The organism is Streptococcus oralis subsp. dentisani (genome assembly GCF_002096685.1).
Classification (GTDB): Bacteria; Bacillota; Bacilli; order Lactobacillales; family Streptococcaceae; genus Streptococcus; species Streptococcus oralis_AD.
The window spans coordinates 360,666-381,132 of sequence record NZ_NCVA01000040.1 but is presented as its reverse complement, the minus strand read 5'-3'; the positions used below and the strand labels follow the sequence as shown (position 1 = coordinate 381,132).

At 43.6% G+C, this 20,467-nt stretch carries 19 protein-coding genes and 1 pseudogene; 5 read left to right on the top strand and 15 right to left on the bottom strand.

Annotation, left to right across the window (positions count from 1 at the left end; genetic code table 11):
* Positions 1–2 precede the first annotated feature (2 nt).
* The 4 genes from glnR to B7705_RS06370 form a co-directional block, all read right to left on the bottom strand.
* On the bottom strand, positions 3–359 hold the full coding sequence (gene glnR / locus B7705_RS06385) for a transcriptional repressor GlnR (protein WP_000664331.1): 357 nt from the start codon (positions 357–359) through the stop codon (positions 3–5).
* A gap of 76 nt (positions 360–435) precedes the next feature.
* Positions 436–963: an FUSC family protein gene (locus tag B7705_RS06380; protein WP_000540311.1), complete on the bottom strand. Its 528-nt coding sequence runs from the start codon at positions 961–963 to the stop codon at positions 436–438.
* Between the two features lie 137 nt (positions 964–1,100).
* Positions 1,101–2,300, bottom strand: coding sequence for a phosphoglycerate kinase (locus B7705_RS06375; RefSeq protein WP_084948508.1), 1,200 nt, complete (start codon positions 2,298–2,300; stop codon positions 1,101–1,103).
* A 229-nt stretch (positions 2,301–2,529) separates the two neighbouring features.
* A complete protein-coding gene (locus tag B7705_RS06370; RefSeq protein ID WP_084948506.1) occupies positions 2,530–7,254 on the bottom strand; it encodes an endo-beta-N-acetylglucosaminidase in 4,725 nt (1,574 codons plus the stop codon).
* Between the two features lie 341 nt (positions 7,255–7,595).
* Here B7705_RS06370 and B7705_RS06365 point away from each other — a divergent pair, with 341 nt between their 5' ends.
* Positions 7,596–9,227, top strand: coding sequence for a Na/Pi cotransporter family protein (locus tag B7705_RS06365; protein WP_084948504.1), 1,632 nt, complete (start codon positions 7,596–7,598; stop codon positions 9,225–9,227).
* Positions 9,228–9,322: 95 nt separating this feature from the next.
* On the opposite strand, the gene B7705_RS06360 is transcribed toward B7705_RS06365, so the two are convergent.
* Both B7705_RS06360 and pepA read right to left on the bottom strand, forming a co-directional pair.
* Complete coding sequence (locus B7705_RS06360) at positions 9,323–9,619, bottom strand: bacteriocin immunity protein (RefSeq protein WP_084948502.1); 297 nt, start codon at positions 9,617–9,619, stop codon at positions 9,323–9,325.
* Between the two features lie 21 nt (positions 9,620–9,640).
* A complete protein-coding gene (gene pepA / locus B7705_RS06355; protein ID WP_061454563.1) occupies positions 9,641–10,705 on the bottom strand; it encodes a glutamyl aminopeptidase in 1,065 nt (354 codons plus the stop codon).
* A 233-nt stretch (positions 10,706–10,938) separates the two neighbouring features.
* Here pepA and B7705_RS06350 point away from each other — a divergent pair, with 233 nt between their 5' ends.
* The 4 genes and pseudogenes from B7705_RS06350 (at position 10,939) to B7705_RS06335 (ending at position 14,662) form a co-directional block, all read left to right on the top strand.
* Complete coding sequence (locus B7705_RS06350) at positions 10,939–11,898, top strand: ABC transporter permease (protein WP_084948501.1); 960 nt, start codon at positions 10,939–10,941, stop codon at positions 11,896–11,898.
* Positions 11,888–12,844, top strand: coding sequence for an iron chelate uptake ABC transporter family permease subunit (locus tag B7705_RS06345; protein ID WP_001159843.1), 957 nt, complete (start codon positions 11,888–11,890; stop codon positions 12,842–12,844). Before B7705_RS06350 ends, B7705_RS06345 begins: the two co-directional genes overlap by 11 nt.
* A pseudogene (locus B7705_RS06340) lies at positions 12,841–13,592 on the top strand (iron ABC transporter ATP-binding protein). Before B7705_RS06345 ends, B7705_RS06340 begins: the two are co-directional and overlap by 4 nt.
* Before the next feature lie 98 nt (positions 13,593–13,690).
* The gene (locus B7705_RS06335; protein WP_084948499.1) at positions 13,691–14,662 is read left to right on the top strand and encodes a siderophore ABC transporter substrate-binding protein; all 972 of its coding nucleotides are present in this window, start codon (positions 13,691–13,693) and stop codon (positions 14,660–14,662) included.
* A gap of 32 nt (positions 14,663–14,694) precedes the next feature.
* On the opposite strand, the gene yidD is transcribed toward B7705_RS06335, so the two are convergent.
* Genes yidD through racE form a run of 9 tightly spaced genes read right to left on the bottom strand, consistent with a single transcriptional unit; the run spans position 14,695 to position 20,410 of the window.
* A complete protein-coding gene (gene yidD, locus B7705_RS06330) occupies positions 14,695–14,937 on the bottom strand; it encodes a membrane protein insertion efficiency factor YidD (protein WP_045593460.1) in 243 nt (80 codons plus the stop codon).
* Positions 14,937–15,659 carry a pseudouridine synthase gene (locus B7705_RS06325; protein ID WP_084948497.1) on the bottom strand — a complete coding sequence of 241 codons (723 nt, stop codon included), beginning with the start codon at positions 15,657–15,659 and terminating at the stop codon, positions 14,937–14,939. The genes yidD and B7705_RS06325 overlap by 1 nt, the downstream gene beginning before the upstream one ends.
* Positions 15,646–16,215 carry an SMC-Scp complex subunit ScpB gene (gene scpB / locus B7705_RS06320; protein ID WP_084948496.1) on the bottom strand — a complete coding sequence of 190 codons (570 nt, stop codon included), beginning with the start codon at positions 16,213–16,215 and terminating at the stop codon, positions 15,646–15,648. The genes B7705_RS06325 and scpB overlap by 14 nt, the downstream gene beginning before the upstream one ends.
* 18 nt (positions 16,216–16,233) lie before the next feature.
* Positions 16,234–16,962 carry a segregation/condensation protein A gene (locus B7705_RS06315; RefSeq protein ID WP_084948494.1) on the bottom strand — a complete coding sequence of 243 codons (729 nt, stop codon included), beginning with the start codon at positions 16,960–16,962 and terminating at the stop codon, positions 16,234–16,236.
* Complete coding sequence (xerD, locus tag B7705_RS06310) at positions 16,962–17,696, bottom strand: site-specific tyrosine recombinase XerD (protein ID WP_345789020.1); 735 nt, start codon at positions 17,694–17,696, stop codon at positions 16,962–16,964. Before xerD ends, B7705_RS06315 begins: the two co-directional genes overlap by 1 nt.
* Entirely contained in the window at positions 17,693–18,154 is a 462-nt protein-coding gene (gene cbpB, locus B7705_RS06305) for a cyclic-di-AMP-binding protein CbpB (protein ID WP_000560696.1), read from the bottom strand. The genes xerD and cbpB overlap by 4 nt, the downstream gene beginning before the upstream one ends.
* Positions 18,151–18,672 carry a metallophosphoesterase gene (locus B7705_RS06300; RefSeq protein ID WP_084948491.1) on the bottom strand — a complete coding sequence of 174 codons (522 nt, stop codon included), beginning with the start codon at positions 18,670–18,672 and terminating at the stop codon, positions 18,151–18,153. Before B7705_RS06300 ends, cbpB begins: the two co-directional genes overlap by 4 nt.
* On the bottom strand, positions 18,648–19,619 hold the full coding sequence (locus tag B7705_RS06295) for a nucleoside-triphosphate diphosphatase (protein ID WP_084917253.1): 972 nt from the start codon (positions 19,617–19,619) through the stop codon (positions 18,648–18,650). The genes B7705_RS06300 and B7705_RS06295 overlap by 25 nt, the downstream gene beginning before the upstream one ends.
* On the bottom strand, positions 19,616–20,410 hold the full coding sequence (gene racE, locus B7705_RS06290; protein ID WP_084917252.1) for a glutamate racemase: 795 nt from the start codon (positions 20,408–20,410) through the stop codon (positions 19,616–19,618). The genes B7705_RS06295 and racE overlap by 4 nt, the downstream gene beginning before the upstream one ends.
* Positions 20,411–20,467 lie beyond the last annotated feature (57 nt).

Sequence of the window (20,467 nt, the reverse complement as noted above, 5' to 3'; positions counted from 1 at the left end):
GCCTAACCGCGACCAAAAGGTGACTGCGCTGAAGCAAAGCGTCCCTGTTGGAGGAGCTCATTATGAAGCGCACGACGCACTTCCGTTGGGCTCACTGCTTTCTTGGATTTCGCCTCACGTTCAGCATATTTTTTCTTAATGGCAGCGATGTTGAAACCTTCCGAGATATAGTCTTTGATTTCAAGTAAACGATCCATGTCATTCAAAGAATACATGCGACGGTTCCCTTCGTTTCGATCAGGCTTTATCAACTCTTGATCTTCATAATAACGAATCTGACGCGCCGAGAGATCGGTCAACTTCATCACACTGCCGATAGGAAAAACAGCCATATTTCGGCGAAATTCTCTTTCCTTCATTCACAATTTCCTTCTTTCTGTCTATTATAGTCTAAAAAAATACATACGTCAATTGATAATGTCACAAAATATAACATTATTTTCTTTTTTTCTCAAAAAGATTTCTGAAGCGATCAATATCATAATTTACGAGTATTGCGACAAAAACACCCATAAAAGTTTCAAATACACGAGCAAACACGTACAAAAATGTTTCTCCGCTCGGTATTGATAGGGTAATAATCAACATAGCTGCTACACCACCAATAACTCCCGCCTTATTGTTCATGGCGACATTTGTCATAATGGTTAACATGGTGCAGATTGGCACAATCAGCAAGGTCACCCAAAAGGCTTCTTGAAATAAGGTATTTAAGAGAAAAAAGACAAGAGCATAAAAACCTCCGATGCTATTTCCTAAGATACGTGAAGTTCCAAAATGAACACTCTTATCAAAGCTTTCTCTCAAACTAAAGACTGCTGTCAAAGCCCCAATTTGAAGCCCCTTCCAACCAAAGAATCCAAAAATCAAGAGAACTAAAAAAACAGCAATTCCGGTTTTAAAGGTTCGTAGACCAAGCTTGAACTGTGACTTATCAAATTTATATTTTTTAAAATAACCCATAATCTCAACTTTCTATTTCCATTTTATCATAATTTAGTTGATTTTATGAGCCAAAATCAATCGGAAACGTTTTTAATTCAAGCTACAAGAAAAAGAGGAAACAAAGTTCCTCTTTTCATCGTTTCATTTACGAAAGATTATTTTTCTGTAAGTGCAGCCAATCCTGGCAATACTTTACCTTCAAGGAGTTCCATTGATGCTCCACCACCAGTAGAGATCCATGAGAACTTGTCTGCACGACCAAGGTTGATTGCTGCAGCAGCTGAGTCACCACCACCGATGATCGATTTCACGCCTGGTTGTTTCACGATAGCGTCCATGACACCGATTGTACCAGCTTGGAAGTCAGGATTTTCAAATACACCCATAGGTCCGTTCCATACAACTGTTTTCGCACCAGTCAATGCTTCGTCAAATTTAGCGATAGATTTTGGACCGATGTCCAAACCAAGGAAGCCTGGATCAACTGCTTCACCTTCAGTGTCTTTCACTTCAGTATAGTCCGCAAATGCGTTTGCTTCTTTTGAGTCAACTGGCAAGATCAATTTACCGTTTGCTTTTTCAAGAAGAGCTTTAGCGACATCCAATTTGTCTTCTTCTACAAGTGAGTTACCGATTTCGATCCCTTGTGCTTTGTAGAATGTGTAAGTCATCCCACCACCGATTAGAACTTTATCAGCTTTTTCAAGCAAGTTTTCGATAACACCGATCTTGTCTGAAACTTTTGAACCACCAAGGATAGCCACGAATGGACGTTCTGGAGCTTCAACCGCTTCTTGGATGTAAGCAATTTCGTTTTCAAGAAGGAATCCAGCAGCTGCTTTTTCAACGTTTGCTGAGATACCAACGTTAGATGCGTGTGCACGGTGAGCTGTACCGAATGCATCGTTTACGAAGATACCATCTCCAAGTGATGCCCAGTATTTACCAAGTTCAGGATCGTTTTTAGATTCTTTCTTGCCGTCAACATCTTCGAAACGAGTGTTTTCAACCAAGAGAACTTGTCCATCTTCAAGAGCGTTGATTGCTGCTTCCAATTCAGCACCACGAGTTACACCTGGAAGGAAAGCAACGTCTTGTCCCAATTTAGTAGCCAAGTCAGCAGCTACAGGAGCAAGTGATTTACCAGCTTTGTCTGCTTCTTCTTTTACACGTCCAAGGTGAGAGAAGAGGATTGCACGTCCACCTTGTTCAAGGATGTACTTGATAGTTGGAAGAGCTGCAGTGATACGGTTGTCGTTGGTAATCACGCCATCTTTAACAGGTACGTTGAAGTCAACACGAACGAGAACTTTTTTCCCTTTCAAGTCAACGTCTTTAACAGTCAATTTTGCCATTAGATATGACTCCTTCTTTTTTTATACGTGTTAATTATATCACAAAATCAACAAAAGAGATAGCAAAACCCTAAACTTTTCCGGTTCTTTATTGCAACTGAAACTAGTATTTTTTAAATAAACTCTAAAAAGACCTCATCAAATAAGTAATTAAAACAAGGTTTGACCGATCTGCAGTCAAACCTTATTTTTAGTTTTATATGAGAAGATCCAAGAATTCTAAATCCGATTAATCTTCTCTCTTTTTCAAAGCTACAAGTCCATAGGCACTCATTACTCCGAGGAGTCCCAGCGCTACTAGGCTAGCATCTCTTGTCGCTCCCGTATTTGGAAGCTCTTTACTTACTTCTTCAACTTTTGCTGGTGTTGCTGAGAGCGCTTGATCCCTTGTTTGTGAGACTTGCTCATCTTTCGTTCCAACTTCAACAATTTCTGGGATTGCTTCCTTGAGAACCTCAGTAGAATGAAGGGTGCGTTTGCCCTGAGCATCAACTTCTATAAAGCGACGAACTTGGCCTTCAACTCCTGCTTGAACTAGCTGGCGTTGGCCTTTGAGAAGGGCTGCATTTGGTCGTTCCTGATGTTCGAAGGAAACTGTCCCCTCTTCAATTTCTAGTTTCAGAATTTCTAAAACTAGATCTTTCACACCTTCAGCTGGTTGGTTGCTCGATAGAACTTTTGTACCAACTTCGGTGATTTCTGGGATTGCTTCCTTGACTAGCTCAGTCGAACGAAGAGTGCGTTTGCCTTGGATATGTACTTCTACCAAATGACGAACTTGACCTTCAACTCCTGCCTGCACAACACGGCGTTGGCCTTTGAGAAGGTCGGCATTTGGTCGTTCTTGGCGTTCAAAGGCTGTTGTTTCAGTTTCAACAACTAGTTCAGGGAGGGCTTCAACTGTTGGTGAAACTTCATTTGGATCCATGCTGCCAACGTGGTGGCTTTCTTCTGCAGGAGCTAGTTTCTTATTCAGCTTTTCTTTCATGTCCGAAAAAGCTTGTGGTGTTGGCATCTCTGAAGCTAATAAAGTTTCTGCTTGTTCAATCAACTCAGCTTTAGGATCTTTTTCACGGACAGATTCAAGCAAACCTTCCAATTCTTCTCTAGCAGTTTGGTAACGTTGATTTCCATCCAAGTCTGTCCCTGCTTGTTTCAACTCATTCAAAGCCCGGTTGACTTCTTCTTGGCTAGCATTATGGTTTTCTGCTACAGCTTTCGCTGTATTGAGCTTCTCTACTAGTGCTGCTTGTTTGTCCTCACTTGAGAAGGTGTAAGCAAGGGTTGACTGACGGCCTTGGGCAGCAGTGATTTCTTGTTTGAGGTACTCATCGTTGACAGCTGCTTTTGGAGAAACCAAAACATCAAACTCAGCTGTGTGCCCCTTGTAATGCAAGCTCAAGGTCTGACGACCAGTCTTTTGAGCATCGTAGCCCGTAATTTCAACACCTTGATCCGTGAAGGCATGACTTTCTTCTGTCTCATCATCATAGAGAACGCCAAAGCGACCTTCTGCAAGATCCAGTTGCTCTCCTACTAGATAATCCGTTTTCGGTTTCTGAGTAATGTATAAACCTGCTACTTCTTTCGGCTTCCCTTCATCTTGACCAGTTACTTGTACGTTTAAGTCACCAGTAACTGGAAGCCCAAGGTAGCTGACTGTGAGCTTCTGTTCCCCTTTTTGATGAGCGTCGTATCTAGATACAGTCACACCTGAGTGAGTAAGGTTGATCAGCTCATCGGCTTGTCCCCCTTCATATTGAACACGGAGAGTGCCGCCTCTAAGGTCAAGTTTTTCTCCCTCTTTATAAACTGTCTTCTTAGGCCCTTTTTCAAGACTAACTGCAGCAATTTTTCTCTCATCCCGCGGAATCGCTACTGCCAAGGTGTTACTGATTTCTTTGCCAGGGAGTTGGGTACGATAGTAGAGGAGAGTTGGTTGTTTGTCAAAGGCCAATGGTGCTGTTGCTAGGTCGCCTCCAGTTTCAGTCTTTAAAGTTGCAATCGGTGTTTGTGAATCAGCCTTGTCGTAAACGGTGATGGTTGCACCCGCTGGAACAGCAGAGAAGCCAAGTTGAACTTGATGATTTCCAAGTGAACGAGCAGCTACCTTAGCCATTGGAATATTTTGACTTTCCGTGTCTAGTGTTTCGTACATCTTCCAGTTATAGATACGAATGGCTTTCCAAGGTGTCCCGTTATCAGATGTAATAACATGCAAACGCCAGTCTTGAGCGGTGATTGGTTTGTCAAGAGTGATATCTGTAACGTGCGCTTTGTTGCCACGGACTTCCTTAGCTAGTTTCCATTCACCATCTGCATCTTTATAATAAAGATCAAAGTCCTTGGTATTCATCAAACCATCGTTAACAGACTCACCACCAGCTCCTGCATGATCCATGACCCATCTAACAACACGACGTGGCTTGGTCAAGCGAATATCCACACTACCGCTCAACTGAGCTGAAGACCACTTATCTGATAAGCTAGTAATGGTACCGTTCAACATACCTTCGATGCCTTCCCCACCTTCAGTATTTGGGAAGGTGCTATCAATAACCTTTGCTCCTGGAACAATATTTTCAGCCAAAGGTCTAGGAAGACTGGTATCTTGAACAGTCATCCCCCAGTTAAAGGATGCCGTCGCCGCTTCAGAACGAAGGCCATTTTTACCAACTGCAACGACCTTCAATTCTTGAGTCCTACCAGTCGCATTAGCAGAGCGGCTAACTTTTGGCAAGTAGATGGTTGAAGCAGATGAACCTGTCAACAAACGCCAGTTATCCCCATCTTTTTCGTAGACTTCATAGAAATCCGCATCTTGGTTACCTGCAAACTGGACAACTGCTTCAGCTTCTTGGGCGTTCTTTAGAGATTGTTTCACCACTGAGAGTCCGGTCGGGGCTTGTGGTGCTTGGTGATTGTCCGAAATTGTTAATTGACCTAGGTTAAACTGATAATCTTTTACAGCTTCTTCATGCTCGAAGAAAAGTTTAACTGCATAGATAGTCTTTCCTGCTAGTGAGCTAAGGTCAAATTCTTCATTTGTCCAGTTATCAGAGAGAGTCAGTTCTTTCCATGCAGCTGCATCCTCAAATTTGTAGTCTGGAGTCGTAGAAAAGGCCATATAAACTTTAGAGCCTTTTCCTCCCTTGTGGGCAACACGGAGTTTGGTTTTCTCAGTCACTTCTAGTTTAGTAGAATACAAATTCACATCCTGGTCCGTCTTACCAGCTACATCACCTGAGAATTTAAGGGAGTTCCCGCCATTATAGGCATCTGTAAAATCATATTCTGCATGAAGTTTTTCCCCTGTCGAAGTCTGCCACCAGCGCCATGTTGGTAAGACACCTGAAACAGAACGGTAGTTCCACTCAGAATCCTTAGAAACTTTACCGTCAACAAACCATTTTCTACCATGACCTGTATTAAAGGAGGTGGTGAAGGTCCTGCCCACTGCTGGTGTGCGGTCCGCAACTAAATTAGCAATTCCATACCACTCTTTATCACCTGGTTTTTGAGCTGTTGGATCTCCTTGGTAACCTGTAAAGAAGATGTCTTCGTTCTTATGGTAGTCTTCTCCTGTTTTTCCTAGACTGGTGATCGTATCTGGTGCAAAGAGTCCAAGTGACAAACGCAACTTGCCTTTTTCATCTAATAGAGCATCCCATTTGACTTTGGTCTTATAAGAGCCACCTTGTTGCAATTCCAATCCTGCAAAGACATCATATTGACTACGTTCTAGCCATTTGGCCATCTCTACAGAATGGTCATTCTTTTCCTTGTTCCAGTTGAAGTTGGCAAAGAATTGATCTGCAGGGACCTTGTCACCTTCTTTTTGCATAAACTGGTAGTTGTAATTACCCAGACCATCCTCGTGGTAACGACCATATTTGTAGGTCATGGCATCGTACCAAGCATACTTGATTGGATGGTTGACTTTGGCTGCGTATTCTTTTGTATAGAGCATGAATTGGCGCATTTTTTCACCAAGAGGTTCTACCAAATCGCCCGTTGTTTCCTGGTTAATGAAATAGCCATCAAATCCATAGTACTTAGCAAGATCGACGAGTTTTCGTGCGATAGGGAAGGTGCCATCTGCATCTTGTTTCAAAGCAGCGGCAAATTTCTCTTGGTCGGCAATGCTGTTTGACCAGTTGAAAAAGAGTGTTCCATAAACGGGAACTCCGTTGCGGTGGCCTGCATCAATGACATCTGGAGTTGGAACTAGGCCTTCCCAGAAGACCATTGAATCCAAGTATTGCCAGTAATCAAAGGCGTAGGCCTTGAATTCTTCTCCACCTACAGAAGCGTGGTCTTTGGCCTTTGAGTTGGTATTTGCTAGAGCTTGAACCTTGGCTCTTCTGCTTGCTTTTTCATTAACCAACTGGCCTCTATGGCGCTTAGCGAGTTCAACTGAGGAACGGTTAATGGGATCATCCTCACGCGAACCCGGTTCCCATTTCAACAAATCTTCCCAAGTATCAAACTTGATTTCCTTTGGTCGGAGACTCTTTTCTTCATTTTTAGGAACGTCTGCTAGAGTCGGTTTGTCGGCTTTCTTCTCAGCCACTTGAGGAGCTTCCTCTGGTTTGGCTTCTTCTTTTTCAGTTGGTTGAACAGGTTTTTCAGTTTTATCTGTCGGAGTTGGCTTCACTTCTTCTTTTTCATTACCCAAATCCGTTATTGCTGGAGTGTTTTCTGAAATTGGTTGCTCAGCTACTTTGTTTTCTGTTTCCAATAATTGTTTTTCGATAGCTGTGGTATCTGGATTAGTTGATTCACTAGCACTTGTCGCGTGAGCACTTGTATTGGCAACTGTCTCAGGGACTGTAACCTGTTCGGCAAGAGCCGGGCTAGCAAATAGAGCTGATCCAATCATTAAGGAACAAGCCCCGATTGACAACTTACGAATACTGTAACGGCAACGTTTTTCAAAAAATAGATCTTTCATCTTATCCTCCTAATAAAATATAAAGTAAGCGCTTCACTCTTTTGATAAAAAGTAACTGTTCTCAGTGCACACCACCAGAACAGGATCATCTTCATTTTATCCTATATGAAAGCGATGTCAATCTATTTGACAAATAAACTATAACTAGGATAAGAAACAGTTTAATTTGGATATAATCCTTGCAGACATTTATACTTGAGGTAAGAACTCTATTTAAGGAAGAAATTTAAAAAAGTTAGCGATTTCTTACTAAAATAACAGAAAAACACTTGTGGGATTTCCTATTATCCTTTAAAATAGAATAGGAGAAATTCCGTTATTATTTTTCGGAGGAAAAAGAAATGTCCATTAATTGGCAGGAAATTTTATTTCACTTTTTAGGAGGTCTAGGACTGTTTTTATACAGTATTAAGACCATGGGAGACGGTTTACAACAAGCTGCTGGAGATCGCCTTCGTTTTTACATTGACAAGTACACCAGCAATCCCTTTTTAGGTGTTCTAGTCGGGATCGTCGTAACTGCTCTCATTCAGTCAAGTACAGGGGTGACAGTTATCACGGTTGGGCTGGTCAGCGCTAGTCTTCTAACTCTTAGACAGGCTATCGGAATTATCATGGGAGCCAATATTGGAACTACTGTTACTTCCTTTATCATCGGTTTCAAGCTGGGCGAGTATGCTTTACCCTTGATTTTCCTTGGAACCATGTTTCTCTTCTTTACAAAAAATAGAACAGCAAACAATATCGGGCGCATCCTGTTTGGTGTCGGGGGAATCTTCTACGCCCTCAACCTCATCAGTGCCGGTATGAGCCCGCTTAAAGATTTACCACAATTCAAGGAATATATGGTAACCTTGGGACAAAATCCTATTTTAGGAGTGGTAGCTGGTGCGGTGATTACCGTCCTCATCCAGGCATCTTCTGCAACGATCGGGATTTTGCAAGGCCTCTATGCAGGTGGGTTCCTTGACCTTAAAGGTTCGCTACCAGTTCTCTTCGGGGATAATATAGGGACAACCCTAACCGTTATCATTGCGGCAGCTGGAGCCAATGTCTCTGCGAAACGCGTTGCAGCAACCCACGTTACCTTTAACGTTTTAGGGACTATTCTTTGCTTAATCTTATTAGGCCCCTTTACTGCTATGATCGAGTACTTCCAGGCACTCCTTCACCTCTCACCTGAGATGACCATCGCCTTCTCTCACGGTGCCTTTAACGTAAGTAACACCATTGTACAATTTCCATTCATCGGAGCCTTGGCCTACTTTGTAACCAAGCTCATCCCTGGTGAAGACGAGGTTGTCAAGTACGAGCCCCTTTATCTCGACGAACAACTTATCCAACAATCTCCTTCTATCGCTCTAGGAAATGCCAAAAAAGAACTTTTGCACTTGGGGAACTATGCAGCAAAAGCTTTTGACCTTTCTTATAACTATATCATCGGTTTGGATGAAAAGGTAGCTGAAAAAGGGCACAAGACAGAGGAAGCCATCAACACCATTGATGAAAAACTCACTCGTTACCTCATCAGACTTTCAAGCGAATCCTTGAGCCAAAAGGAAAGCGAAGTGTTGACTAACATCCTTGATTCATCTCGTGATTTGGAACGGATTGGAGACCACGCAGAAGGGTTAATCAACCTAACAGACTATCTCCAACGCAAAGATGTTCATTTTTCTGAAGCTGCTCTAGAGGAATTAGCTGATATCTATCGAAAAACTACTGAGTTTATCAAGGATGCCCTTGATAGTGTTGAGAACAATGATATTGAAAAAGCTCAAAGCCTGATTGAACGCCATAAAGAGATTAACAATATGGAACGCATTCTCAGAAAGACCCATATCAAGCGCCTTAACAAGGGCGAGTGTTCAACACAAGCAGGGGTCAACTTTATCGACATCATTTCCCACTACACTCGCGTATCTGACCACGCCATGAACCTAGCTGAAAAGGTCATTGCTGAACAAATTTAATAAACAAGAAGCCACCTTGACCTAGGTGGTTTTTTCGTCTCTTAATCAAGAATGGCTTTTCTGACGTATAAAAAATGCTTTGATTCACAATGGAATCAAAGCATTTTAAAGAGTTCCCCAAACATAATAGCAGAAACTGCGGTTCCTCTGTACTTGGCTTCTTCTCTTTTGATAAAGCGAGCTAAGTTAATCAATTCAGGTGCTGGGTGTTTGGGATTTCTGAACAGTTCAAGATTGACCAGGCCTGAGAGACGGACTGCTAGTAATTGCTCATTTGTAGTAGGTAGTTTTTTAGCAGTCTCTAGGAGAGCGGCGACTAAATCTTCACTCAAGCCCTGACGGGCATGATTATAGAGATCTTTTATAAGGCTTTCTAGGTTTGGTTCTGTCATTTCGCTCACCTCTCTTATTCTTTAATAATTTTTAATCAAATCAACTGTTGAACGATCCAATTTTTTCACTAAAGCTTGCAAGAAAGCTTGAGCTTCTAAAAAGTCATCCATAGCGTAGAGGGTCTGGTGAGAATGGATATAACGAGCGCAAACACCGATAGTTGTTGATGGAACACCACCATTTTTCAGATGAGCTGCACCTGCATCCGTTCCGCCTTTACCACAGTAGTATTGGTACTTGATACCAGCTTCTTCAGCCGTTGTCAAAAGGAAATCCTTCATACCTGGGAGGAGCAAATGACCTGGATCGTAAAAACGAATCAAGGTACCGTCCCCAACCTTGCCTTGGCCGCCATAAACATCACCAGCAGGTGAACAGTCAACTGCAAGAAAGACTTCTGGGTCAAACTTAGTTGTTGAAGTGTGTGCGCCACGGAGACCCACTTCTTCTTGGACATTAGCACCAAGATAGAGTTCATTTCCGAGTTTTTGACCTGAAAGAGCTTCTGCTAGCTCACTAACCATAAGGACCCCATAGCGGTTATCCCAAGCTTTTGAGATGATATTTTTTTCATTGGCTGTCAAGATTGCTGAACTATCTGGTACGATAGTATCACCAGGACGGATGCCAAAGCTTTCTGCTTCAGCCTTATCCGCAAAACCACCATCAAAGATAATATCTGAAATAGCTGGCATGGTTGGTCCGCCCTTTCCACGTGTCAAATGTGGTGGAACAGAGCCTGAAATCACGGGAATTTCACGACCGTCACGAGTAAAGAGTTTAAAGCGTTGGCTACTAACCACCATGGGGTTCCAGCCACCGATTTCAACGACACGGAAGGTTCCATCTGGCTTAATCTCGCTGACCATAAAGCCAACTTCGTCCATATGAGAAGCGACTAAAACACGGGGCGCATCGGTAGCTTCTGAATGTTTAATCCCGAAAATACCGCCCAAGCCATCTGTCACAACTTCATCCACATGCGGTGTCAACTTTTCACGGAGATAGGCACGGACCGGTGCTTCATGACCTGAGATCGCAGCAAGTTCTGTTACTTCTTTGATTTTTGAAAATAATGTTGTCATATCAGTTCCTTCTTTCTGTCCTCCATTTTACCACTTTTTATAGGAGAAGGATAGTGGGAAGGTGGATTGGGTTTTACAAGTTTACCCTATAAAAGAGGGAACTAGCACTTATTTCAGGAAGTTTTCCTTATTTTTACATTAAATTGTCAGAATATTTATTGACAGATTAAAGAAATCATGCTACATTATCTCCAAGGGTATTTTTATACCAAATCTACAGGAAAGGACGGGGCATGAAACTCTCTCATATTTTAACAGGCTTACTTCTACTCCTAGTCTTTCTCTCCATTACCATTGGAACCAGTGATTTTTCTTGGGAAAAATTCTTTGCTTTTGACCAACAGACTTGGCTTCTCTTTCAAGAGTCGCGTCTTCCAAGAACCATCAGTATTCTCCTTGCAGCGTCTAGTATGAGTATGGCGGGACTACTCATGCAGACCATCACCCAAAATCAGTTTGCTGCTCCGAGTACAGTCGGAACAACCGAAGCCGCTAAACTGGGAATGGTGTTAAGCCTCTTTGTCTTTCCGTCTGCGAGTCTGACCCAAAAGATGCTCTTTGCTTTTGGATCATCCATTTTATTTACCCTCTTCTTCCTGGCCTTTATGACTATTTTTTCTATAAAGGAAAGGTGGATGTTGCCTCTGATCGGGATCATCTATAGTGGGATTATTGGGTCTATCACAGAAGTTATCGCCTATCGTTTCAATCTGGTTCAGAGTATGACGGCCTGGACCCAGGGCTCCTTCTCCATGATTCAGACCCATCAGTATGAGTGGCTTTTCTTAGGCCTCATCATCCTGATAGCCGTTTGGAAATTATCCCAAACCTTCACCATCATGAATCTAGGCAAGGAAGCCAGTGAGAGTTTGGGCATTTCTTACTCCCTACTTGAAAAGCTGGCCCTCTTTCTAGTGGCGCTAACGACAAGTGTCACCATGATTACCGTGGGTGCCTTGCCATTTCTCGGGGTCATCGTTCCCAATCTTGTCCGCAAGCGCTATGGAGATAATCTGAGTCAAACCAAACTCGTCGTCGCACTGGTCGGTGCCAATCTGGTCCTAGCCTGCGACATCCTCTCTCGTGTCTTGATTCGGCCCTATGAGCTGTCTGTCAGTCTCTTGCTAGGAATCATCGGTAGCCTCGTCTTTATCCTACTTCTATGGAGAGGGGGACAAAAAGATGCAGTTTAAAAGCAAACATACCAAGCTCTTTTGCCTTCTCATTATTCTGGCCATCGGAGCTTGTCTCCTCTACTTTTGGCCCATCACCCAGCTGTCTGCCTTTGCCTGGAAGCTGCGTTCCCAAAAAATCATCGTTTATCTCTTGGTAGCCATCGCGACAGGGATTTCGACCATTAGTTTTCAAACCCTGATGGAAAATCGCTTCCTGACGCCAAGTATTTTGGGAATCGAATCCTTCTATGTCTTGCTACAAACCCTGCTACTGATATTTGAAAGCAAATTTCTACAGCTTGGGAAGTCGCCTGTCTTAGATTTTCTAGTCTTGCTTCTGCTTCAATCTCTCTTCTTTCTCGCCTTACAAGGCTACTTGAAGACGCTGATGAAGCAAGATCTGGTCTTCATCTTGCTAATCTGCCTAGCCCTCGGAAGTCTCTTTCGAAATATCAGTACCTTCCTTCAGGTCCTGATGGATCCAAATGAATACGATAAACTACAAAACAGTCTCTTTGCTTCCTTTCAGCATCTCAACACTTCCATCCTAGCCGTCGGTTCTTTGATCATCCTCGCCTTGACAATCTTTTTCTTCCGAAAAGTAGTCATTCTGGATGTCTTGCACCTGCAAAGAGAAACAGCTCAGATATTGGGACTCGATATTGAAAAAGAACAGAGAGAACTCCTCTGGGGTATCGTGCTTTTGACCTCAACAGCCACTGCCTTGGTAGGGCCTATGGCATTCTTCGGCTTTATGCTGGCCAACCTCACCTACCTAATCGTCAAAGATTATCGGCACAAGTTGCTCTTTATCGTAGCCATTCTGATTGGATTTATTAGTTTGACCTTAGGGCAAGCCCTCATCGAACGAGTCTTTGCACTAGAAATTCGCATCAGTATGATCATCGAGAGTGTGGGTGGCTTCTTATTCTTTATCTTACTTTACAGGAGGGCGCGTCGGTGAAACTGGAAAACATTGACAAATCCATTCAAAAACAGGATATTTTGCAAGACATTTCCCTTGAAGTCAGTCCTCAGAAACTGACAGCTTTCATTGGGCCAAATGGTGCCGGAAAATCAACTCTCCTCTCCATTATGAGCAGACTGACCAAGAAGGATCAGGGAATTCTCAGTATCAAAGGCCGTGAAATCGAGAGTTGGAATTCGCAAGAACTAGCTAAAGAACTGACTATCCTAAAGCAGAAGATCAATTACCAAGCCAAATTGACCGTTGAAGAACTGGTCAGCTTTGGACGTTTTCCCTACAGCCATGGTCGACTGAAGGCAGAAGACTGGGAAAAATCCGAGAAACTCTGGACTATCTGGAACTGACCAACTTAAAAGACCGCTATATCGATAGCCTGTCTGGTGGACAGTTGCAACGTGTCTTTATCGCTATGGTACTAGCTCAGGATACAGACTTTATCTTGCTAGACGAACCGCTCAACAATCTCGATATCAAGCAAAGTGTCAGCATGATGCAGATTCTTCGACGACTGGTGGAAGAACTCGGTAAGACCATTATCATCGTCCTCCACGATATCAACATGGCCAGCCAGTATGCGGATGAAATTGTTGCCTTTAAAGACGGCCAAGTCTTTTGCAAGGGAACGACTGCTCAAATCATGCAGGCTGACCTGCTCAGTCAACTTTATGAGATTCCCATCACGCTGGCTGATATCAATGGCAAAAAGATCTGTATCTATAGCTAGCTATTCTGAACTCATGTTAGAGAACCCACTGTCTCTTAGCTAACAAGCCTATCTAAGAGACTCCCTAGATCGTTATCACATTTTAAAAAGGAGAAATCATGAAAACATCCCTTAAACTTTATCTTACTGCCCTAGTGGCTAGCTTCTTGCTCTTACTTGGTGCATGTAGTACAAATACAAACTCAAGCACTAGCCAGACAGAGACAAGTAGCTCTGCTCCAACAGAGGTAACCATTAAAAGTTCACTAGATGAGGTCAAACTTTCAAAGGTTCCTGAAAAGATTGTGACCTTTGACCTCGGTGCTGCGGATACTATTCGCGCTTTAGGTTTTGAAAAGAATATCGTCGGAATGCCTACAAAAACTGTTCCGACTTACCTAAAAGATCTTGCGGGAAATGTCAACAATGTGGGTTCCATGGTTGAGCCAGACCTAGAAGCCATTGCTGCTCTTGAACCAGACCTAATTATCGCTTCACCACGTACCCAAAAATTCGTAGACAAGTTCAAAGAAATCGCGCCAACCGTTCTCTTCCAAGCAAGTAAGGACGACTACTGGACTTCTACCAAGTCTAATATCGAATCCTTAGCAAGCGCCTTCGGCGAAACAGGTACACAGAAAGCCAAAGAAGAATTGGCCAACCTAGACAAGAGCATCCAAGAAGTTGCTACTAAAAATGAAAGTTCTGACAAAAAAGCCCTTGCCATCCTCCTTAACGAAGGAAAAATGGCTGCCTTTGGTGCCCAATCTCGTTTCTCTTTCTTGTACCAAACCTTAAAATTCAAGCCAACTGACACCAAATTTGAAGACTCACGCCACGGACAGGAAGTCAGCTTTGAAAGTGTGAAAGAAATCAATCCCGACATCCTCTTTGTCATCAACCGTACCCTTGCCATCGGTGGGGACAACTCAAGCAACGACGGCGTCCTAGAAAATGCCCTCATCGCTGAAACTCCTGCCGCTAAAAATGGTAAAATTATCCAACTAACACCAGACCTCTGGTATCTAAGCGGAGGCGGTCTTGAATCAACTAAACTTATGATTGAAGACGCTCAAAAAGCTTTGAGGTAAGCAAGAAACCCCAACATCAGGTGATGTTGGGGTTATTTTTCTTCTCGATTTCGTTTGAGTGAAAAGTGGTCTGGCACAGGATCCTTGCCTATTTTCGACCAGGGATGACAACGCAAAATTCGAGCCAAGCCCATCAAAACACCCTTGAAGCCATGTTTTTCAATAGCCTGAATCATGTAGTTGGAACAAGTCGGCTCAAAGCGACAAGAGGGTGGAAAGGCTGGTGAGATAAAACGTTGGTAAAAGCGTACTGGCGCTATTAAGATTCGTTTCATTATTTCTTGGTTACAGCCATGGTGTGTAGTTGGCTGATTTCTTTTTTATTAAGGCGACGGGATTCTCCCGGACGAAGACCAGTCAAGTCTAAGTGTCCAAAATGTGTCCGAGACAACTTATCCACTTGAAGACCGACGGCTTCAAACATCTTTTTAACCTGATGATTACGCCCTTCATGGATAGTCAACTGCACTACTGAGCGATTTTTGACTGGATCCACTTTGAGAATCTCATATACAGCTGGCTTGATTTTCTTACCATCAATCTCAAGCCCACGGGTCAAGGGGCGGAGATTATCCTTATTAGCCACACCTTTAACACGAGCGACATAGACTTTGTCAATCTCATTACGGGGGTGAATCATCTCATCCGTAAAGTCCCCATCATTGGTCAAAATCAAGACACCTGATGTATCCCAGTCCAAACGTCCCACAGGGTAAATGCGTTCTTTAACATTGGGCAAGAGGTCCACAACAGTCTTGCGGCCCTTGTCATCTGTCACACTGGAAATCACTCCACGTGGTTTATTAAGCAGATAGTAGACCTTTTCTTCGTTGTAGATGGGCTGACCTTCCACTTCGACCTTATCTCCAGACTTGATGGTCGTTGCGAGTTCACGCACCACTTGGCCGTTAACCGTCACCAAGCCTTGCTTGATTAGTTCTTCTGCTTTTCTCCTACTGGCCACACCTGCGTGGGCAATATATTTATTGATTCTCATCTTCTTCTATCCTTTCACCAAATAATTGGCTTTCTTGGGCTTGAATCTCAAGCTCATCAATCACTGGTAATTCTTCCAAATGGTTAATCCCCATGTAATCTAGGAAATAATCCGTAGTCACATAGAGGTTTGGTCGCCCAAGAACTTCTTTTTTCCCATCTTCTCGTATCAAGTCAAAAGCCTGCAACTTTGCCAAGGCTCCACTCGAGTTGACCCCACGGATAGCATCAATTTCTATCCGCGTGATAGGTTGCTTGTAGGCAATGATGGACAAGGTCTCAAGAGCAGCCCGAGACAAACTTTGGTTGATGGGCGCCTTGGAGTATTCCTTCAAAATCTCTGCAAATTGAGGCTTAGTGACCAATCTGTATGCACCACCTGTCTCAATCAGGGACAAGCTCGAATCTTGATCTTTTTCATACTTCTGGGCTAATTTTTCTAAACTCTGTTGGATGCCTGTCGGTGGAAGTGAGAGGAGTTCAGCCAACTGACGAACCCGAATCCCATCTTCACCTGCCACAAACAAGAGCGCTTCTATTTCTGCTAAAGTACTCATCTTTCCTCTCTATCAAGTCTAGCTTCGTGCCTCTTGATTTTCTTCCTTCTTTTCCATAAGATAGATATCTCCGAAACTCTCCTCTTGCACGAGGATCAGTTCCTGAGTTTTGATTAACTCTAGAGTTGCCAAAAAGAGGGTGATAACCTCTTGGACATTCTGGGCTTCCTTGAACAAATCCTGCAAGCGCAACTGGTCTAGTCCAGTCAAGGACTCTTTTACGATGACCATCATGTCCTCAATCTTATACTCATCGCGCAGGATGGTCGTGTGGTTCTGAGCGAACTCCTCTTTTTTCTTGGCTAGGATATTTGAAAAAGCCAAAAAGAGGTCAATGATCGTCTTGTCATGTACAAGCTCTGCATCTTCGTAAATCAACTCTGTTGGCGCTTTGGAATAGTACTGGGCCCGATCTTGGTGCTTAGCCTCCAAGTGCTCACCCAAGAGCTTGAACTTGCGGTATTCTTCGATTTGAGAGAGAAGATCCTGCTCTAGGTCATCCTCTAAGTCTGTCACTTCAGCTACCTTTGGCAAGAGCTTGCGACTCTTGATCAGCATCAGCTGACTGGCCATGACCATATACTCGCCCGTCACTTCCAGCCGCATGGCCTGCAAGGTTGAGACATAGGCTAGATACTGTTCAATGACTTCTGTGATGGGCACATCGTAGATATCCATCTGGTACTTAGAAACCAAGTGCAAGAGCAGGTCCAGGGGCCCTTCAAAATCTTTTAATTTAATATCCATTATCTATATTTTTCTAAGGTCAGGACTGTTTTTAATCCTAATCTTTTTGCAATTTCGTACAAATCGACCTTGTTTTCTATTTGTCTTAGAATGAACTGTTCCCGCAAGGCTTGAGCGGATAAGGTTGGGAAACCTTTCTCCTTGACAAAGGACTCCAGCTGACGAAAGGCCCACTGACGAGAATAGGCTTTCCCTCCCCTTTCAAAGAGATAGGTCTGCCCCATCAAGGGTTCCAGCTCTGGAATCAAGGTCGTGGGTATGGTGACAATCCTCTGTTGGGAAGCCTTGTTAATTCGCAACACCTGAAAATCCAGATTGATATCTGCAACCTTAAGGGCTAAAATCTCACTTGGCAAGAGCCCTATTTCCAAGATAAGAAGCGCCAGCAAGCGTCCTTCTGGATAATTACTTTCCTGCCAAAAAGAGTCTAGGTCTAGAATCTCTGGTTTTTCAGTCTTCTTTTCAGCTTGCTTGGCTAATTCCAGACGGTAAAAACTGTCCACTTCTCCTTTTCGATAGAGAAAGTAGAGAAATTGGTTACAGGCCGAAAGTTTTCGCTTCTGGGCGCTAATTTTTAGATTGGCTAGCTGGCCTTGGTAAATCTTAAGACTGGTCTCAAAAATCCGCTCACCCACAATGTCTAAAAATTGCTCCAGATCATACTTATAGGACTGCTTGGAATTGGCAGACAAGCCCTGTTTTTCCTCTAAAAAGTCTGAAATCCTATCTCTCATTTGCATCGAATCTCATATTCCTTACTAAAGTCATGCAAGAGGGCATTCACTGCCTTGAGGATGGACTTGCGCGTGATGATTCCTTGAAAAATCCCTTCATCATCTACCACTGGCAAGAAGGGTTCATCCACCAGTTTATGGAGGACCTCTGTGATGTTATAGTCTGGAGCGACAACTGCCACATCTGTCTTTGTCATATTGACGATGTCTGTCGTTGCCATCTGCTCATCCGTCAAACCTTGCTCCATTTGATAAGCCAAAATGTCTCTCAGACCAATGGTTCCAACAAAGCGTTTGTCAAAGGTCACAACTGGGATACGGGTATAGGTGATTTGGCTCAGCACCAAAATTGCATGGTCAGCGTTATGGGTATCAATCAAGGCTGCTAGATTCTCAGCAGGGGTAAGAAAAGTCTCTTCCTGCTCCAGTAAAAATGCTTCAAATTCCTTGGCAATCATCGAGCAAACTCCTTGGACAGACCTGGATAAACCTCATGATCACGTGTCAAAAAGTCTACTTTAAAATAGCTGTCATCAATCTCCACACGGGCATAGAGGCATTCTCTAATAGTTCCTCGTGGTTGGCTGATGGAGCCTGGATTGAGAAAGAGGGTCTTTCCTTCCATCCAAGCACTTGGCACATGCAAGTGACCATAGAGACAGATATCTGCTTCTTCTTCCTGAGCCCAGTAGTCCAACTTTTGAAAGTTGAAATTGATATCAAACAAGTGTCCATGCGTCTGGATGATCTTGGTTGGACCAAGTTGAGTCACCAAACGTTCTGGATAACCAGCATAAAAGTCCATGTTGCCTTTGACGACATGGATGCCTTCCCAAAGCGGAGAATCGGGACGGAGTTCAGAGTCACCATCGTGAAAAATGGCATCGACTTTCCCTAGATAGCGGTCACGAATTTCTTCGACAATCAAGCTATCGCCATGGGAATCACTCATTACAATGATGGTTTGCTTTGCCATGATGGAAATACCTCCAAAAGTTTCTTAACGGCTAAGGCACGGTGGGATTGGCTATTTTTTTCTTCAAGTGTTAGCTCTGCTGAGGATTTACCTGTCTCTCCTACAAGGAAGAGGGGATCATAACCAAAACCATTTTCGCCCTTGGGTTCAAAGTTAATGTAACCCGGCCAGTCAGCTTCGACAACCAAACTTTCCTTGTTTGGACTAGCTACAACTAGGGTCGTATGGAACTGGGCTGAGCGGTCCTTGAGGTCAAAGACCATGGCCAATTCGTGCAAGAGTTTGGCGTTGTTTTCACGATCAGTCGCTCCCACACCTGCAAATCGCGCTGACCAGACACCTGGCAAACCGCCGAGGACATCAACTTTGAGACCTGAGTCATCTGCTAGCACCATCTTACCTGTTAATTTGGAAATGGTTTCTGCCTTGAGGCGGGCATTTTCTTCAAAGGTCATGCCTGTTTCAGCTACTTCAGGTAGGTCAGGGTAATCATTGAGATTTTCCACATCATAGCCTAGCTTGTCAAAGATAGCTCGGAATTCCTTGGTCTTGCCTTCGTTACGAGTCGCTATCAACAAGGTTTCTCTGACTTTGCTAGTTTCAAAGAAGGCTTCCACATCGACTCCTTCTTTAGGCAATTCCACATGCAAGAGTTGTCCATTTTCAACTAAGAGCAAGGCACCCTGACGTTGGATGACTTCTAGATTGCGGCCTGCTTCTGCATTTAACATCTCAACGATAAAGGAGAGCAGACGGAAGTTAGAAGACCAGCGCATCACCGTTATCGTAATCGGAAAGCCCTTTTCTTCATCACGAAAAATCCGCGCCAAATCCATAAAATCAAGCTCGAGCGGATCTTTGATGAGGCTGTATATACCTCCATAGACATCCCAGACACCGACATACCAGTCCTGGTCATCCTTGTATTCATAAATTTTGTTTGTCATAATGTTACATGCTCCACATGAATCTCTTTTTCCAGCCATTCTTCCCCAATCTGGGCAAAACTTTGGCTACTGGCTGTTGTGTAAAAACGATGTTGAAGTGGTCCTGCATCTCGGCTACGATTGATTTCAAAATAGTTCAGTAAAACCGAGATATCCCGTACACACTCTGCCCCACTATCGATGAGCTGAACCTTAGGTCCCATGACATTTTGGATGATGGGGCGAAGGAGCGGATAATGGGTACAACCCAAAATCAAGCTATCCACCTTGCCGACCAAGGGACGCAGGGTTTCATAAACCACTTTCTTGGTAACACTGGTTGACAGGGCACCAGACTCCACCAAGGGGGCAAACTTGGGACAGGCCAAACTTTCCACCTGTAAGTTCGGATCCAGATCATGGATTTTCTGACGATAGATGTCTGATTGGACCGTCATGGGCGTTCCAATTACTCCAATTTTCCCGCCTTGACTGGACTTAATAGCTGCCGAAGCTCCTGGCAAAATCACACCTAGAACGGGAATGTCTAGTTTCGCCTTGATTTCTTCCCAGACGACCGCAGTCGCAGTATTACAAGCAATGACAATCATCTTGACATCCTTGGTCAAGAGAAAGTTGACCAACTGCCAAGTATATTCACGAATTTGCTCAGCAGGACGGGGACCATAGGGCGCCCGTGCCGAATCTCCAATATAGACGATTTCTTCATGGGGAAGCTGGCGCATGAGCTCACGAACAACAGTCAAACCCCCGACACCTGAATCCAAAAAACCAATTGGTCGATTATCCATACAGTCTTCTTTCTAGTCTTTTTTCTGATTGATAGTTCATTATGATTTCTTGTCCTG